This window comes from Isoptericola sp. Y541 (genome assembly GCF_059445465.1).
The window spans coordinates 956,143-972,120 of the sequence record NZ_JCAIUJ010000001.1; the positions used below are offsets into that span (position 1 = coordinate 956,143).

The window sequence follows — 15,978 nt, forward strand, 5'->3', positions numbered from 1 at the left end:
CCACCGCCAAGGTGGCGTGAGTAGGGTCGCCGGTCATGACGTCCACCACCTCGAGCGCGTCCACACGCTCTCTCGTGATCAAGACCACGTCCGGGCGGGACCGGCCGGAGGCCGCGAACCAGGCCCTGACGGTGGCGGCCACGGCCGCCGCGGCGGGCGCGGAGGTGAGCCTGTGGCTCACCGGCGAGGCCGCGTGGTTCGCCGTCCCCGGCCGCGCCGCCGAGCTGGCCCTGGACCACGCCGCCCCGGCGGCGGACCTGCTCGACGCCGTCCTCGCCGCAGGTTCCGTCACCCTGTGCACCCAGTGCGCCGCGCGTCGCGACCTCACGGCCGACGACGTCCTGCCCGGCGTGCGCATCGCCGGGGCCGCCGTCTTCACCGAGGAGGTGCTGCGCCCCGGCGCACAGGCCCTCGTCTACTGAGCCCACCGACGGGCCCCGCTCTGCCCCTTGTGACCCCCGCCACCAGCGCCAGGAAACACTCCGGTCAGGCACCCCTGGTGCCGTAGCTTGAACGTTGAAGCATCCCGTGACGCCCTGCCGCACGAGCCGCAGGGACGCACATGCCCGAGGCCCCCCTGCCGCTGCGCGGGCGCGGGCCGACCGCCGTCGCGATTCCGGAGAACTACCCATGACTGCGCCCACCCGGACCTGGAACGACCTCGTCATCCCTGCGGCGGGGACGTACCTGCTCGACGAGGCGCACAAGCGCCTGGGCTTCCTTGCGATGCACATGATGGTCAGCCCTGTGCGGGGCGAGTTCCCCGTCGGCACCGCCACGATCCACGTCGCGGAGGACCCGCTGCAGTCGTCGGTCTCAGCGACGCTCGAGACCGCGACGATCACCACGCACAGCCCGGACCGGGACACGCACCTGCGCAGCCCCGACTTCCTCGACGTCGAGAACTACCCGACCATCGAGTTCCGCAGCACCGGGATCGCGTGGCGCACCGAGGAGGACCCGATGTTCTCGTGGGCCCGGCTCAAGGGGCGCGCGCCCGGTCGCGGCGCCCTCCCCCGCACGGTCGACCGCACGTCGGCGAAGTTCGTGCTGCACGGGAACCTCACGATCCGCGGGGTCACGCACCCCATCGCTCTCGACGCCGAGTTCGGCGGCGCACGTCGTGACCCGTTCGGCAACGACATCTTCGGCTTCAACGCGAGCGCCGACTTCGAGCGCGAGAAGTACGGCCTGACCTGGAACGTCGCCCTCGAGGCCGGCGGCGTCCTCGTGTCCAAGACCGTGCGGATCGAACTCGCCGGCGAGGCCGTCCGGCAGACTCCGCCCGAGCCGCAGGCCTGACGCCGGCCCGCCCTCGTGGTGAGCGGTCAGGCGACGACGAGCCGCCCGACGACGAACACGAGGATGCCGGCGACGGCGACGGGGGTCGTCACGGCCGCGAGCACGGCGCGACGGCTGGTCAGCGCGGGCTGACGCTCGAACAGCAGGCGCAGCACCGCGACCACGAGCCCGGTCACGACCCCCGCGACGAGACCGCTCACCGGGTCGATGGACGGGACGAGGAAGCCCGCTCCCCCGGCGGCCACGCCGCCGAGCACCACGCCCACGAGCGACCCCGCCCACCCGCGCGCCACCGGCAGCGCGGACACGGCTGCCGCGACCGCCAGGCCCGCGGCGGCGACCACGACGAGCGAGGCGCCCGCCTCCGAGCGGCCCACGGCCACCCATCCACAGGAGCAGACGGCGACGACGGCGCCGCTGACGGTGCCGCTCACCGACTCCACGAGCCGGGGCCGCCCCCCGCGGCGCAGCATCTCCGCGACGAACGCCAGCACGAGGGCCATCGCGAGCACGATCGGCACGTTGCGCAGCACCGGTTCGCCGCTGGTGGCCCAGGCCACCGCGACGGCCCCGAGCCCCGCAGCTCCGACCACCACGGTCGTCCCCCCGGGGGCGGGCAGCCGCAGCAGCGGCGCCCAGCCGATCGCGAGCAGCAGCACCAGGGCCGCCGCAACGGCGGTCAGGGGCAGGATCCCGAGGGACCCGAGCGAGGCCGCGGCCGCGACGACGGCAGAGAGGACGGCCGTCCAGACGGCACGGGTGGTCACGGTCACGACGACGAGTGTCCCAGACCGCGCGGCACGCCTCGTGCCCGGATCTCCACGACCGGGCGTCCCGTGACCCGGATCTCCCACGACACAGTCCGGTCGCCGGCCCTTAACGCGCCCGCAACATGGTTCGAGGCACACTTCGGGGACCTGGTCGGTCGACCGGGTCGGATGTGGTGTGACCAACACCCCAGCCGCGGTACGTTGGCGGACGCACCTCGTCGGACGCTGTCGAACGAACCGTCCGACGACCCGGGAGGAGGTGCCGGTGGCCCAGCTGCTGATCCTCACCCCCGCGGCGGGCGGGTCCGTCGAGGTGCTGCCCGCGCTGGGCCTGCTGAACCACAAGGTCCGTGTGCTGCCCATGGAACCGTCCGCGCTGGTGGACGCCCCCGACTCCGACATCGTCCTGCTCGACGCGCGGCGCGACCTCGTCGCGGCGCGCACCACGTGCCGCCTGCTGCACGCCACGGGCCTCACGGTGCCCCTCGTGCTCGTCCTCACCGAGGGCGGCCTGACCGTCGTCACGCACGAGTGGGGTGTCGACGACCTGCTGCTGGAGACGGCGTCTCCCGCCGAGGTCGAGGCGCGGCTGCGGCTCGTGATCGAGCGCTCGGCCCACGGGCCCGTGGACGACGGCCCGCAGGAGATCGCCGCGGGCGAGCTCGCCATCGACGCCGGCGGTTACACCGCGCGGCTGCGCGGTCGCCCGATCGACCTCACGTACAAGGAGTTCGAGCTCATCAAGTACCTCGTGCAGCACCCAGGCCGCGTGTTCACCCGCGCCCAGCTGCTGCAGGAGGTCTGGGGGTACGACTACTACGGCGGCACCCGCACGGTGGACGTGCACGTGCGGCGCCTGCGCGCCAAGCTCGGCCCCGAGCACGAGCAGCTCATCGGCACCGTCCGCAACGTGGGCTACCGGTTCGACCCGCCCAAGGAGCCTCGTCCCGCCGAGAACCCGGACGGGGTCGGCACCTCGGCGGACAACGCCGGCGACGGCGCCGCCGGGCGCGCCCCGGCCCGCTGACCGCCGCGCGCCCTCCCCGGCCCCGGCGCCGCACAGCGGGTAGGTTCGTCCGGTGACCGCGATGTCGGACTCCAGCGACTTCTCCAGCGCCCTCGTGGACGGGCCCTGGCGGCACGAGCTCGTGCCCGCCAACGGGGCGCGCTTCCACGTGGCGCTCGCCGGCCCCGACCGGTCGAACGGCGACCGCCGCCCTCTTGTCGTCCTGCTGCACGGCTACCCGCAGTTCTGGTGGGCGTGGCGCCACCAGGTCGAGAGCCTCGCCGCCGCCGGCTTCCGGGTCGCGGCGATGGACCTGCGCGGCGTCGGCGCCTCCGACAAGCCGCCGTCGGGCTACGACGTCCTCACCAGCACCAGTGACGTCGCGGGCGTGGTGCGCTCGCTGGGCCACGCCCGGGCCGTCGTGATCGGGCACGGCACGGGGGGCGTGATCGCCTGGTCGATGGCGCGGCTGCAGCCGGCCGTCACCGCCGGGGTGGCCGCCGTGTCGTCGCCCCACCCGGGGCGACTCCACGTGTCGGGCCGCCAGCTCCTGACCCCGGTGGCGCGCCGACAGCTCGCGCTCTACCAGCTGCCCACCCTGCCCGAGCGCCGGCTCACGGACGGCGACATGGTGGCGCGCGTGCTGCGCGACGGCGCCGCCCGCCCCCTCGGCGCCGACGCGCTCGAGCTCTACCGGACGGTGATGCGGATCCCGTTCGCCGCGCACACCGTGATGGAGTCGCTGCGCTGGATGGTGCGCTCCACCCCGCGCCCGGACGGGCGGCGGTACCTGGCCGCCGTCCGGCAGCCGGTCGACGTCCCGGTGCTCCAGGTGCACGGCCGGCTCGACGGGTTCCTCGATCCGCAGCACGCGGGCGTCGACGGCGCGGCGCTCGCGCGCGACTTCCGGTTCGAGCTGCTGGAAGGCGCCGGGCACTACCTGCCCGAGGAGGCCCCCGACGAGCTCGGCGCGCTGCTGGCCGACTGGCTGCAGCACGCCGTCTCCCCCACCGCCGGTTGAGCTCGTCGAAACCGCGCCGGGTTTCGACAGGCTCAACCAGCAGCGGATCAGCCGCGCGGGCCGGGCTTGACCAGCTTCGCGGCCGCGACCGGGTCCACCTCGCCCACGCCGAACGACGGGCACCACCGAGCCACCGGGCACGCCCCGCACGCCGGCCGGCGCGCGTGGCAGCGCCGGCGCCCGTGCCACACGAGGTGGTGGCTGAGCATCGTCCAGTCCTTCTTCGGGAACAACGCACCCACCTCGTGCTCGACCTTGACCGGGTCCTCTGACGTGGTCCAGCCGAAGCGCCGCGCCAGGCGGCCGAAGTGCGTGTCCACGGTGATGCCCGGCACCCCGAAGGCGTTGCCGAGCACCACGTTCGCCGTCTTACGACCCACCCCGGGCAGCGTCACCAGGTCGTCCAGCCGCGCCGGGACCTCGCCGTCGAACCTCTCGACCAGCGCCTGCCCCAGCCCGATGACCGACCGCGTCTTGGCCCGGAAGAAGCCGAGGGGCTTGAACAGCTCCTCCATCTCCGCCGGGTCGGCGCCCGCGTAGGCCGCGGCGTCCGGGTACCGGGCGAAGATGGCGGGCGTGGTCGCGTTGACGCGCACGTCCGTGGTCTGGGCCGAGAGCACCGTCGCCACCAGCAGCTCCAGGGGCGTGGTGAAGTCCAGCTCCGCTCGGGCGTCCGGATACGTGGCCGCCAGCTCGCGGTCGATCCTGCGAGCCCGGCGCACGAGCGCCACCCGGGACTCACCGGTCGGGGTCTCGTCACTGGCGGGCGTGGTCGTGGGCTTCGTCGGCACGTCTTGGAGCCTAGCCACCCCGTCCGACGGCCGTCGGTCGAGCGGCGACGGGCCCAGGACCGCGCGGTCAGGACCCCACCGAGGCGACGCGATTTGGTGTGGTGAGGCAGACTGAGAACCGGAACACAACCTCTTGACAACCCCCGGACGACCCGCCCCACCCCGGGAAAGGCCGCCCCTGAACCACGTGAGGAATCCTGTGGACGACACCGTCGTGCTCTCCGCCCCTCTCTTCGCGGACATGGAATCCGAGGAGACGAAGGCGCTCTTCGAGTCCATGGTCCCGGTCGAGCTCACCCGTGGGGACGTTCTCTTCCGCGAGGGCGAGCCCGGCGACCGGCTCTACGTCATCGCGCAGGGAAAGATCAAGCTCGGCCGCCGGTCGAGCGACGGCCGGGAGAACCTGCTGTCGATCCTCGGTCCCGGTGAGATGTTCGGCGAGCTGTCGCTGTTCGACCCGGGCCCCCGCACGGCGACGGCGTCGTCCGTGTCCGACGCGCTCGTCTACGAGCTGCGGCACCACGCGCTCGTGCACTGGATCGCCGCGCACCCCAGCGTCGCCACGACGCTGCTGGGAGCGCTGGCCCGCCGCCTGCGCCGCACCAACGAGACCCTGGCCGACCTTGTCTTCTCCGACGTGCCCGGCCGCGTCGCCAAGGCGCTGCTCGACCTCTCGTCCCGCTTCGGCGAGCCGAACGACGACGGCATCCGCGTGGCGCACGACCTCACGCAGGAGGAGCTCGCCCAGCTCGTCGGCGCCTCCCGCGAGACCGTCAACAAGGCGCTGGCCGACTTCGCCACCCGCGGCTGGGTCCGCCGCGAGGGCCGCGCCGTCGTGCTGCTCGACATCGACCGCCTGGAGCGTCGGGCTCGCTGAGCCGCTGGTCGGGCGCTGGTTGAGCCTGTCACTGATCGCTGGTTGAGCCTGTCACTAATCGCTGGTTGAGCCTGTCGAAACCACCGGTCCGTCACCTCGGTTTCGGCCGCAGGCGGAAGGGGCGTTCTTCGCCCGGTCGCGTTCACGCGCCCCAAGGGGCGCTCCACTTCGGGAAATCTACGACCGGGCGAAGAACGCCCCTTCCGCCTGCTCGGACTGTCGGCTCGCAGTCGCGATGCCCGACGACGACGCGGCGCCCGCCTCGCCTTCGGCCCGCCGCGCGACCTGCGGGCTAGGCGCCAGGACTGACGTCCCTCCGCGGCCGCTACCTCGCCGTCATCGGCGACGCCCAGGGACAGAGGTCGACCGGCGGCCGCGACGTCCGTCCCTGGAAGTCGCCTACCGCGACATCTTCCGCGACGCCTGGGGACACAAGAGGACCTGACGCGGCGCGGAAGATGATGTAGGAGCGGGTGGGGACGAGGTTCTTCGCCCGGTCGTAGATCTCCCGAAGTGGAGCGCCCTTTGGGGCGCGTGAACGCGACCGGGCGAAGAACCTCGTCCCCACCCGCGGCCGTAACCCGAGAGTTACGGCCGCAACCAGAGAATCAGGCGAGCTCCACGATCAGCTCCACCTCGACAGGAGCATCCAGCGGCAGCACCGCGACGCCGACGGCCGAACGCGCGTGCACGCCCGCGTCGCCGAAGATCTCGCCGAGCACGGTGGACGCGCCGTTGAGGACGCCCGGCTGGCCGGTGAACGACGGGTCGGAGGCGACGAAACCCACGACCTTCACGACGCGGGCGACGGCGTCCAGCGAGCCCACCAGCGACCGCACCGCGGCCAGGGCGTTGAGCGCGCTGGTGCGTGCCAGGTCCGCGGCGACGTCCGGCGAGACGAGCCCGTCGCCGGCGCCGACCTTGCCGGTGACGGGCAGCGCGCCGTCGACGAAGGGCAGCTGGCCCGCCGTGTAGACGTAGTGCCCGGACCGGACGGCCGGGACGTAGCTCGCGACGGGCGCGGCGACGTCGGGCAGCGAGATGCCGAGCTCGGCGAGGCGGGCCTCGGGTCCTGAGGTGCTCATCACTGCTCGCCGGAGGGTCGCTTGAGGTAGGCGACCAGGTTGGTGCTGTCGGGGCCGGGGACGACCTGGACGAGCTCCCAGCCGTCTGCCCCCCATTGGTCCAGGATCGCCTTGGTGTTGTGGATCAGCAGGGGGATGGTCGCGTACTCCCACGTGGTAGCCATGCGGCGATCGTAACCACCACCGGTCCACAGAACCTGCACAGCGGGACGCGGCCGCCCGGCCGTGCTGAGACAGCCCCAACCCTTACCCTGGTGGGCATGGCCAAATCCGACCCTCGTCGCATCACCCGCACGATGCCCGCGACGCAGCTCGTGGCGCTGCTGCTCGCGTTCGTCCTCGCGGCAGGTGTAGGCGGTGTGCTCGCCGCCGGACTCGTCATCCCGGTGGTCGCCGGGGCCGATGCCGCGGCGGACAGCACCATCGCCATCTACGACGAGGTCCCCGCGGAGCTCGAGCCGCGGCCGATGTCGCAGCAGTCGCGGATCTACGCGGCCGACGGCAAGCTGCTCGCCACGTTCTACGCGCAGAACCGCATCGTGGTGCCGCTGGCCGAGATCGCAGAGCCGATGCAGAAAGCCGTCATCTCGATCGAGGACGAGCGCTTCTACGAGCACGGCGGCATCGACGTGCAGGGCATGACTCGCGCGCTCGCGAACAACTTCGCCGGGCACGCGACGCAGGGCGCGTCGACGCTGACGCAGCAGTACGTGAAGAACATGCTCATCGACCAGGCCCTGCAGGACGACGACCCGTTCGGCGTCATCCAGGCCAGCGAGGACTCGATCGCCCGCAAGCTCACCGAGGCCAAGATGGCCATCGCGATCGAGAAGTCGATGAGCAAGGACGAGGTCCTCCAGGGCTACCTCAACGCCGCCCAGTTCGGTTCGCGCAGCGTCTACGGCGTCGAGGCCGCGGCCCGCTACTACTTCTCCAAGAGCGCCTCCGAGCTGAGCGTCGTCGAGGCGGCCACCATCGCCGGCATCACCAAGTCACCGGGCCGCTTCGACCCGACGGTCAACCCGGACGAGGCCAAGGAGCGCCGCGACCTGGTGCTGCAGAACATGTGGAAGCTGGGCTACATCTCCACGGAGGAGCGCGACGAGGCGAAGGCCAAGACGATCAAGGAGACGCTCGACGTCAACCCGGTCGAGATCGGCTGCAGCGCCGCGAAGGACTCCGCGTTCTTCTGCGACTACGTCACCAAGGAGATCGTCACCAACCCTGTGTTCGGCGAGACCAAGGCAGAGCGCCAGGCGCTGCTCTACCGCGGCGGCCTGGAGATCCACACCACGCTGGACCCCAAGAAGCAGAAGGCCGCCGCCGCGGCGGTCAAGGACGCCGTCCCGGCCGACGACTCCAGCAAGCTGCAGTCCGCTGTCGTCTCGGTGGAGCCCGGCACGGGCGAGATCAGGGCCATGGCGCAGAACATCCCCTACACCCCGTCGGCGGGCAGCGAGGGGCGCACCACGCGCGTGAACTACTCGGCCGACCCGACGCACGGCGCGTCCGGCGGCTTCCAGGTGGGCTCGAACTTCAAGCCGTTCGTGCTGGCCCAGTGGCTCAAGGAGGGCCACACCCTGAGCGAGCGCGTGAACGCGACGAAGACGGCGCGCTGGCCGCAGGACTTCCAGACGCCGTGCGTCGGGAATCTCCAGGCGGCAGAGCCGTGGGCTCCGGCGAACTCGGAGGGCGTCGAGGTCGGCTACATCTCTGCCCTCGAGGCGACCTACGAGTCTGTCAACACCGCCTACGCGGCGATGGGGTTCCAGCTCAACCTGTGCGACCTGCGCAGCACCGCCTGGGACATCGGCTTCCGGCCCACCCGTTCGGTCCACAACGAGGGCAGCGGCGGGGTGGTGACCGCTCCGGAGGAGGATGACATCGACATCCTGGCACCGATGATCATCGGCACGCAGGAGTCCACGCCGCTGTACCAGGCCGCCGCCTACGCCACGCTCGCCAGCGGCGGCACCTACTGCTCGCCGATCGCCATCACGGGCATCACCGGCCCCGGGGACAAGGACTACGACGTCCCGGACGCGAACTGCGACAAGGACGCCCTGCCGGCGAACATCGCCAACACCGTCGTGTACGCGATGGAGAAGGTCTTCTCCGGTTCGGGCACCGCCCGCGAGCTCGGCGGCCTGTCCGACGGGCGCCCGGTGGCCGGCAAGACCGGTACTTCCCAGCTGTCCGCGCAGACGTGGTTCACCGGCTTCACGCCCAACCTGTCCACATCGGTGTGGGTGGGCAACGCGGACAAGGTGAACGACAACCATACGGATGGCAACGTCGTGAACGGCAAGTACTACCGCGTGCTGTACGGCTCCACGATCGCGGCGCCCGCCTGGAAGACCTACATGGACAAGGCGGTCGCCGGACTGCCCGCCGAGGACTTCGGCGCCCCCGACTCGAAGCTGATCGGCGCCGCCCCGAAGACGACCACGCCCGACGACGGCGGGGACGACAAGGGGGACGACCAGGGCGACGACAAAGGCGACGAGGACCGCGACGACGACAAGGGCGACAACGGCAAGGGCAACGACAAGGGCAACGGCAAGGACGGCCGGACGGACGCCGACGCCGCGTGGGACGCCATCACCGAGGGCGACTGGGACTCGCTCGGCGACGCGTGGAGCGACAACTGACCGGGGTGCGGGGCTGGCAGGTGGCCGGCGGGGTCGTCGCGGCCGGACTCGCGGGGCTCGCGTACGCCCACCTGGAGACCAAGCTCTTCACCGTGCGCCGGGTGACCGTGCCCGTACTGCCGGCGGGCGAGCCTGACCTGCGGGTGCTGCACCTGTCGGACCTGCATCTCACGCCGTCCCAGCACCGGAAGATCGCGTGGGTGCGGTCCCTCGCGGAGCTCGAGCCGCACCTCGTGGTGAACACGGGCGACAACCTCGCCCACCGCGACTCGCTCGGACCGCTGCTGCACGCGCTCTCCCCGCTGCTCATCTCCGCGTCCGGGGCGTTCGTCATGGGCTCGAACGACTACTACTCCCCCGTGCCGAAGAACCCGGTGCGCTATCTGCTGCCCGACGCCCGCGTCGCGCCGTCGCGCCCCCCGGAGCTGCCGGCCGGCGAGCTGGCCGACGCGATGCTCGCCGCCGGATGGAAGGACCTCACCAACCGGCGCGACGTCGTCGAGGCCGACGGCCGGCTGCTGTCGCTGGTGGGCGTCGACGACCCGCACCTGGACCGCGACGAGTTCCCCGGCCCGCCCGTTGAGCCTGTCGAGACCCGGGTTTCGACAGGCTCAACCAGCGAGGCTTCGACAGGCTCAACCCGCGACGCCGTGCTGCACCTGGGCGTCTCCCACGCCCCGTACCGCCGCGTGCTCGACCGGATGCACGCCGACGGCGCGGACGTCGTCCTGGCCGGGCACACGCACGGCGGCCAGCTGCGGGTGCCGGGGTTCGGCGCGCTCGTCACCAACTGCGATATCGACCGCCGACGGGCCAGCGGCCTGCACGGCTGGCCGGGCCCGCGGCCCGACGAGACGGGCGGGAACGGCTCCACGTGGCTGCACGTCTCGGCCGGCGCGGGCACCTCGCCGTACGCGCCCGTGCGGTTCGCATGCCGCCCCGAGGCGACGTTGCTCACCTTCACCTCCCGGTAGCCGGATCTCGTTTTCGTCCAGGCCGGATCGTCGGCTATTCTGAGCAGGCTTCCGCACGAGGACGACAGTCCGGACGCGTGGGGCAAGTCCTTCGGGGTGTGGCGCAGCTTGGTAGCGCGCTTCGTTCGGGACGAAGAGGTCGCAGGTTCAAATCCTGTCACCCCGACCAGCCGAGAGGCCCTCTGACCAGCAGCAATGCTGGGCGGAGGGCCTCTTGTCGTTCTCGGTCGCTCCCGCCCGGCACCGCGCTGTTCGAGGAGCAGAGCGTCCGGGCCGGTGGCGACGACCTGCCCGCGACGTTCGGCACGGGACGCCCCCACCTGCAGCGGATCCTCTCCGACGCGGTCCGGGCGGCCGGGACTCGCGTGCGCCTCGTCGTCCGCGCGCACGTGCTGGGCCAGGACGAGGACGGCGACCGGGTGCGGCTCGAGCACGTGCGCGGGCTCGCCGCGTCGTACGGCGGGCATACGAGCGTCGCGCCCCGCGCGCCCGGCCTCATGACCCGCACCATGGCGACCGTGCGCGAGCAGCCCTGAGGATCGCCAGCGCAGGCGAACTGTGGCACCGTCAGGGACGGCAGCCATCGTCCCCGCTGGTCAGGAGTCACCATGCCCACGTCGTCGCCCACCGAGCCCATCGTCGTCGTCGGAGGAGGGCTGGCCGCGGCCCGGGCCGTCGAGGCGGTGCGCGACAAGGACAAGACCGTCGACGTCGTCGTCGTCACCTCCGAGGGACACCGCCCGTACGAGCGCCCGCCGCTGTCCAAGGACTACCTGCGGGGGCAGGCCGAGGCGGACGTGATCTACCCGCTCAAGGCGGGCTGGTACGACGACCACGGCATCGACCTGCGCACGCTCACCACCGTGGTCGACGTCGCCCCGGGCGACCACGAGGTCACGTTCGCCGACGGGTCGACGCTCGGGTACTCGCGGCTGCTGCTCGCGACCGGCTCCACCCCACGCGCCCTCAAGGTGCCGGGGCGCAGCCTCATCGGGGTGCACAAGCTGCGCACGGTCGACGACGCCGACCTGCTCACGGCGGTCCTGCTCCCTGCGTCGCTCGAGAGCGAGGGCAAGCTCGTCGTCGTCGGGGACGGCTGGATCGGCACCGAGGTGGCGGCGTCCGCGCGGATGCTCGGGCTCGACGTGTGCCTCGTGGGCCAGACGGCGCATCCGCTGGAGCGGACGCTCGGGCCGGAGCTCGGGGCGCTGTACGGGCGCCTGCACGACGACCGGGGCGTGGTGCGGCACCGGGGTGACGTCGTGCGGTTCAGCGGCGAGTCGGGCCGGGTCACCGGCGTGGACCTCGCCGACGGTACGCACCTGGAGGCCGACCTCGTGGTGGTCGGCGTGGGCGTCACGCCGAACGTGGGCATCGCCTCGGCGGCGGGGCTGGAGCTGCGCTCGCGCGACCTCGGCGGCGGGATCGTCGTGGACGGCGCGCTGCGCACGTCCGCGCCCGACGTCCTCGCCGCCGGGGACATCGCGTCCGTCCCGTCCGTGCACTACCGCCGCCCGCTGCGCGTGGAGCACTGGGCGGTGGCGCAGGACACCGGCGCGCACGCCGGCCGCACCCTGCTCGGCGACGACGCCACGTTCGACGTGCTCCCCTACTTCTTCAGCGACCAGTACGAGGTCGGCATGGAGTACAAGGGCTTCGTCGACCCGCGCGCCGACCACGAGATCCTCATCAGCGGTTCGACCGAGGACCGCGAGCTCGTCGCGTTCTGGCTGCGCGACGGCGAGGTGCAGGCCGGCATGGCCGTGAACGTCTGGGAGCGCATGGACGACGTCGAGGAGCTCGTCCGCTCCCGTCGCCAGGTGCCGCGCGCCGAGCTCGAGGCGTTCGTCGGTTGAGCTTGTCGAAACCTCGCGGGTTCTAGCGCCGCCGGGTCGAGGGCGCGGAACTCCTCCCACTCGGTGAGGTGGAGCACCAGGTCGGTGTCGTGGGAGTAGCACGCGACCCGTCATGTGGACGTTCTCATCCGCCCCGGGAAAGGCCCTCCCCGGGGCGCGCACGGCGCGCGCACCCGTGACCGCCCGGCGTCTGGCACCATCACGCCGTGACCCGCACTCGCGCCCTTGCCCTCACAGTGCTCGCGTTGCTCGTCGTCGGCGGCCTTGTCTGGCGGCCGTGGGACGGCCTGCGCCAGCCGGTGCGCGGCATCGTCGAGCAGATGGAGGCCGTCCCCGGCGTCCTGGAGGTGCAGGCCGAGGGCGACCTGCCGCTGGGGTGGCGGTCCGCGGACGAGTCCACGTACGTACAGCTCGTAGTGCACCTCGACCCGGCGCTGGCCCCCGCCGACGCGCAGCGGGCCGCCGACGCGGCCGCGGTCGCCGCCCGCCTGCCCGAGCCGGACGAGGGCGCGCCGCTCGTGCTCGACGTCACGGTCACCGCCGGCGGTGACGGTGGCGGTGACGACGCCCCCGTCCGCCTGCACGTCGCCGCCGGGGGCGACGGCGCGACGGCGGACGGCTCGTCCCCCGGCGCCGGCCCGGTCGCGACGGCGTTCGAGCTCCGCGCGGCGGGCGCGACATCGGTCGACGACACGGCCGTCGTCGTCCCGGACGGGCGCACGCTGGTCGCAGCGGCCGCGCTGCTCGAGGAGCGCGACGACGCCTCTGCTGGTGCCGGGCAGAGCCTGCGCACCGCGGACGGCGCGATCGCCTACGAGTTCGGCCTGGTGCCGCGGGAGGCGACCGCCCGGCTCCTGGCGGACACCGTCGAGATGCCCGGCGTGACCGGCGTCGTCTTCACCTGGAACCAGGCGTCGCCGAGCGCGCTCGACGTCACCCTCGCGCAGGACGCGGCCGGCCCCGGCGACGTGGGCGCCGGGCTCGAGTCCGCCGACGAGGCGTCGGTCGTGACGCCGACGGGGTTCACCGTCACCGGCGGCGGGGAGCCCCTCACCGGGTGGGTTGCGGGGCTGGAGCCGCCGAGGACCGTGCCGCACACCGTGCCGCTGCCCGACGGCGCCGAGCCCTGGCCCGCCGACCACGACGCCCCCGCCTGCACGGGCGACGACCTGCGCCTGACGCTCGGCACCCCCGACGCCGCGGCCGGCAGCCGGTACCTCGCCGTGCGCGCGGAGAACGTGTCCGGCGACCCGTGCGCCCTCGAGGGCGTGCCGCTGCTCGTGTTCCGCAACGCCGACGGCAAGCCGCAGGAGGACGTGCGCGTGGTCGCCGCGGCGCCCGGCGTCGTGCCCGGCCGGGTCGTCGTGCCCGCCGGCGAGCGGGCACTGGCCACCGTGCAGTGGCGCGCCATGTCGACCGCGAACGACCCCGACGTCACGACCGCCGTCGACGTCACCGCCGTGCCCGGCGCCGCGCCCGTCCCGCTGCAGCCGGCGTACCCGGACGACTCGGGTGTCGGCGGCCCCGCCGACCTCGACGTGCTCGACGGCGCCGAGGTGCGCGTCGGGCCGTGGGCGCAGGCCGCGGACGGCTGGTCGTAGCGAGCCAGGCCGTGCGGGGCATGGGTCGGTGTGCCGATGGAGCCGCCTTCTGAGCGCGGGCGTCAGCGCGCCCCGGCGCACCACCGCCGCAGCGTGGACTCGCCCTGGACCGAGTCGAGGACGCGCACGCCGTCGACCACGCCCCGCCAGGCACCGCCCCCGAGGGTGACGTGCCCGGACGGCGCGTCGATCAGCGCGTCGGCCGGCGACTGACCGGTCCGCTCGACACCGCCGAAGCCGTCGAGCGGGCAGGTCCACAGGTCCACGGTGCCGGTCGCGACGTTGCGCGCGCCGGCCACGAAGGTCCAGGCCCCGGGTTCCGGCGCGACGTCGGACACCGCCGTCGCGACCGTTGCGCCGTCCCCGGTGCCCACCGAGAACGACCAGCAGGTGCCTGTGGCCGAGGCACACGAGTCGTCCGCCACCGTGCCGAGCGCGAACCCGGCCCGGCCTGCCTCCCCCTGGGCGACGACGGACGTGGCCAGGCCGTCGGCGGCGGGCCGCACGAACGCCGCGACGGTGAGGTTCCCGGCCGCGTCGACAACCGCCCCCTCGGTGGCGGCGACGTCACCGTCCGCGTCGAACGCCAGCGCGCCGTCGTCGGGCGATCCCCACGGACCCTGCGTCCACAGGTCGTCGCCCGACAGAGTGAGCGCGTGGTCGTTGGACAGCGAGCTCGCCGCCGTCGTGCCAGCGAGCTCGTCGAACCACCACGTGGCGCCCTGGGCCACCGGGAGCGCGACGACGAACTGGTAGAGGACCGGCGGGCCCGCATTCCCGGCGCCGTCCACGGCCTGGGCGTACAGGACGGTCGAGCCGGCCGACGTCGGCGTGAACTCCACGACCTCGCCCGGTGCGGCGCGATCGAGCATCGCGTCGCTCTGGAACGAGTAGCGGACGTACGCCACGTCGTCCGTCCCCGGGACGTCGAACCGGAACCCACCCGTCAGGGAGAGCCCGCCCGACGCCTGGCCCTCGGGGTAGACCGCCGGATACCCGTCCACAGGTGTCACCACCGTCTCGCCCGGCGCGTGCGTGTCCACCGTCAGCTCGCAGCCGACGGCCTCGGTGAGGCCCCCGCTGGGCAGCACGGCCTGCGCGGACCAGGAGTAGCTGCCGCCGTCCTCGAGCGTCTCCGCGGGGACACGGACGGTGTGCGTCAACCCCGACGCCTGCGAGGTCGTCCGTCCCGAGCGCCACAGCTCGGTACCCGAATCCAGATCCCGCACCGAGAAGACCGCGCTCATGCTCGTCGGGAACGGCTCGCGCGCGTTGGACAGCTCTGCCGCGAGGGTCGGCGTCGCACTGCGCACGGCCGGTCGGCCCTCGCCGACGACGCACGGCGCCTCGGGGTCACGCGTTCCCGCCGGGACGACGAGGTCGGTCGTCCGCAGCTCGACCGTGAGGGTCGCGTCCGGTCCGAACGACGCCCGCCCACACCCGCGACAGTCCTCGTCGACCGCGGCCAGCCCGAACGCCACGGGCCGGCCCGCGCGCACGGCCTGCGCCACGGCACGCGTGACGTCGACCTCGACCTGCCGGTCGCCGCCGCACGGCTCTCCGGACAGGTCGGCCACGGCGGACCGCCAGCTCGCCGCCGAACCCGCCCAGGTGGTCGACTCCGTCACCGCGGGCACGGCGTGCACCTGCACGGCCTGCACCCCGCACCGCTGGTCCCGCTCGACCGGCACCGACAGCGTCGCGGCCAGCAACTCCCCGTCGGCCAGGGCGGCCGGGTCCCCGAGGTCGCCGAAGTCGTAGGCCACGCGCTGGACGCCACGGGCCGGGCAGCCGCTGCCGCCCTCGCCGACGCACTGCCCGACGAACCGGTCGCCGTCGTACGCGAACCCCGCCGTGCTGGTGGGGGCGGCACTGCGCAACGCCGTCCGCGCCCGCGGGCCCGACTCGAGGATCACCCGGTCGTCCTGGACGGCGGCCGCGACGCTCGACGGCCCGGCGTCGTCGGGCGCCGCCGTCGCCGTGGCACCACCCGTCATCAGCAGGCTCACGAGAGCGAGCGTGGCCAGGCCATGACGTCGTCGAA

15 protein-coding genes and 1 tRNA gene are annotated in these 15,978 nt (G+C 73.3%); 11 read left to right on the top strand and 5 right to left on the bottom strand.

Annotated features, from left to right (window positions below):
• Nucleotides 1–35 precede the first annotated feature (35 nt).
• Together AC1C2V_RS04325 and AC1C2V_RS04330 are read left to right on the top strand one after the other, a co-directional pair.
• Complete coding sequence (locus AC1C2V_RS04325) at nt 36–422, top strand: DsrE family protein (RefSeq protein WP_495388322.1); 387 nt, start codon at nt 36–38, stop codon at nt 420–422.
• A 208-nt stretch (nt 423–630) separates the two neighbouring features.
• Entirely contained in the window at nt 631–1,302 is a 672-nt protein-coding gene (locus tag AC1C2V_RS04330; RefSeq protein ID WP_495388323.1) for a YceI family protein, read from the top strand.
• 26 nt (nt 1,303–1,328) lie between these two features.
• Here AC1C2V_RS04330 and AC1C2V_RS04335 read toward each other — a convergent pair whose 3' ends face one another.
• Nucleotides 1,329–2,075 (bottom strand): hypothetical protein, encoded by a 747-nt coding sequence (locus AC1C2V_RS04335; protein WP_495388324.1) that lies wholly within the window; start codon nt 2,073–2,075, stop codon nt 1,329–1,331.
• Nucleotides 2,076–2,337: 262 nt separating this feature from the next.
• Between AC1C2V_RS04335 and AC1C2V_RS04340 the strand changes: the two genes are divergently transcribed.
• Nucleotides 2,338–3,099, top strand: coding sequence for a winged helix-turn-helix transcriptional regulator (locus tag AC1C2V_RS04340; protein WP_495388325.1), 762 nt, complete (start codon nt 2,338–2,340; stop codon nt 3,097–3,099).
• Nucleotides 3,100–3,160: 61 nt separating this feature from the next.
• A complete protein-coding gene (locus tag AC1C2V_RS04345; protein ID WP_495388452.1) occupies nt 3,161–4,099 on the top strand; it encodes an alpha/beta fold hydrolase in 939 nt (312 codons plus the stop codon).
• Between the two features lie 47 nt (nt 4,100–4,146).
• Here the strand turns inward: AC1C2V_RS04345 and nth are convergent, their stop codons facing one another.
• A complete protein-coding gene (gene nth / locus AC1C2V_RS04350) occupies nt 4,147–4,890 on the bottom strand; it encodes an endonuclease III (protein ID WP_495388326.1) in 744 nt (247 codons plus the stop codon).
• A 199-nt stretch (nt 4,891–5,089) separates the two neighbouring features.
• Here nth and AC1C2V_RS04355 point away from each other — a divergent pair, with 199 nt between their 5' ends.
• Nucleotides 5,090–5,767 carry a Crp/Fnr family transcriptional regulator gene (locus tag AC1C2V_RS04355; protein WP_495388327.1) on the top strand — a complete coding sequence of 226 codons (678 nt, stop codon included), beginning with the start codon at nt 5,090–5,092 and terminating at the stop codon, nt 5,765–5,767.
• Nucleotides 5,768–6,375: 608 nt separating this feature from the next.
• On the opposite strand, the gene AC1C2V_RS04360 is transcribed toward AC1C2V_RS04355, so the two are convergent.
• Entirely contained in the window at nt 6,376–6,852 is a 477-nt protein-coding gene (locus AC1C2V_RS04360) for a RidA family protein (RefSeq protein WP_495388328.1), read from the bottom strand.
• A complete protein-coding gene (gene sp36, locus AC1C2V_RS04365) occupies nt 6,852–7,016 on the bottom strand; it encodes a Sp36 family protein (RefSeq protein WP_495388329.1) in 165 nt (54 codons plus the stop codon). The genes AC1C2V_RS04360 and sp36 overlap by 1 nt, the downstream gene beginning before the upstream one ends.
• 96 nt (nt 7,017–7,112) lie before the next feature.
• Here sp36 and AC1C2V_RS04370 point away from each other — a divergent pair, with 96 nt between their 5' ends.
• From AC1C2V_RS04370 to AC1C2V_RS04395, 6 genes are all read left to right on the top strand, one after another.
• Entirely contained in the window at nt 7,113–9,503 is a 2,391-nt protein-coding gene (locus tag AC1C2V_RS04370) for a transglycosylase domain-containing protein (RefSeq protein ID WP_495388330.1), read from the top strand.
• Complete coding sequence (locus AC1C2V_RS04375) at nt 9,488–10,477, top strand: metallophosphoesterase (protein ID WP_495388331.1); 990 nt, start codon at nt 9,488–9,490, stop codon at nt 10,475–10,477. Before AC1C2V_RS04370 ends, AC1C2V_RS04375 begins: the two co-directional genes overlap by 16 nt.
• A gap of 92 nt (nt 10,478–10,569) precedes the next feature.
• A tRNA-Pro gene (locus AC1C2V_RS04380) sits at nt 10,570–10,646 on the top strand.
• 196 nt (nt 10,647–10,842) lie between these two features.
• Entirely contained in the window at nt 10,843–11,013 is a 171-nt protein-coding gene (locus AC1C2V_RS04385; protein WP_495388332.1) for a hypothetical protein, read from the top strand.
• A 72-nt stretch (nt 11,014–11,085) separates the two neighbouring features.
• Nucleotides 11,086–12,333, top strand: coding sequence for an NAD(P)/FAD-dependent oxidoreductase (locus AC1C2V_RS04390; RefSeq protein ID WP_495388333.1), 1,248 nt, complete (start codon nt 11,086–11,088; stop codon nt 12,331–12,333).
• 206 nt (nt 12,334–12,539) lie between these two features.
• Nucleotides 12,540–13,934: a DUF4232 domain-containing protein gene (locus AC1C2V_RS04395; protein ID WP_495388334.1), complete on the top strand. Its 1,395-nt coding sequence runs from the start codon at nt 12,540–12,542 to the stop codon at nt 13,932–13,934.
• A gap of 62 nt (nt 13,935–13,996) precedes the next feature.
• Here the strand turns inward: AC1C2V_RS04395 and AC1C2V_RS04400 are convergent, their stop codons facing one another.
• Nucleotides 13,997–15,943 (bottom strand): LamG-like jellyroll fold domain-containing protein, encoded by a 1,947-nt coding sequence (locus AC1C2V_RS04400; protein ID WP_495388335.1) that lies wholly within the window; start codon nt 15,941–15,943, stop codon nt 13,997–13,999.
• Nucleotides 15,944–15,978 lie beyond the last annotated feature (35 nt).

Bases quoted from the DNA above. Each gene is read 5' to 3' on its own strand.
- AC1C2V_RS04345 (WP_495388452.1), top strand. From the start codon at position 3,161: ATGTCGGACTCCAGCGACTTCTCCAGCGCCCTCGTGGACGGGCCCTGG.
- AC1C2V_RS04370 (WP_495388330.1), top strand. From the start codon at position 7,113: ATGGCCAAATCCGACCCTCGTCGCATCACCCGCACGATGCCCGCGACG.
- AC1C2V_RS04390 (WP_495388333.1), top strand. From the start codon at position 11,086: ATGCCCACGTCGTCGCCCACCGAGCCCATCGTCGTCGTCGGAGGAGGG.
- AC1C2V_RS04325 (WP_495388322.1), top strand. From the start codon at position 36: ATGACGTCCACCACCTCGAGCGCGTCCACACGCTCTCTCGTGATCAAG.
- AC1C2V_RS04330 (WP_495388323.1), top strand. From the start codon at position 631: ATGACTGCGCCCACCCGGACCTGGAACGACCTCGTCATCCCTGCGGCG.
- AC1C2V_RS04360 (WP_495388328.1), bottom strand. From the start codon at position 6,852: ATGAGCACCTCAGGACCCGAGGCCCGCCTCGCCGAGCTCGGCATCTCG.
- sp36 (WP_495388329.1), bottom strand. From the start codon at position 7,016: ATGGCTACCACGTGGGAGTACGCGACCATCCCCCTGCTGATCCACAAC.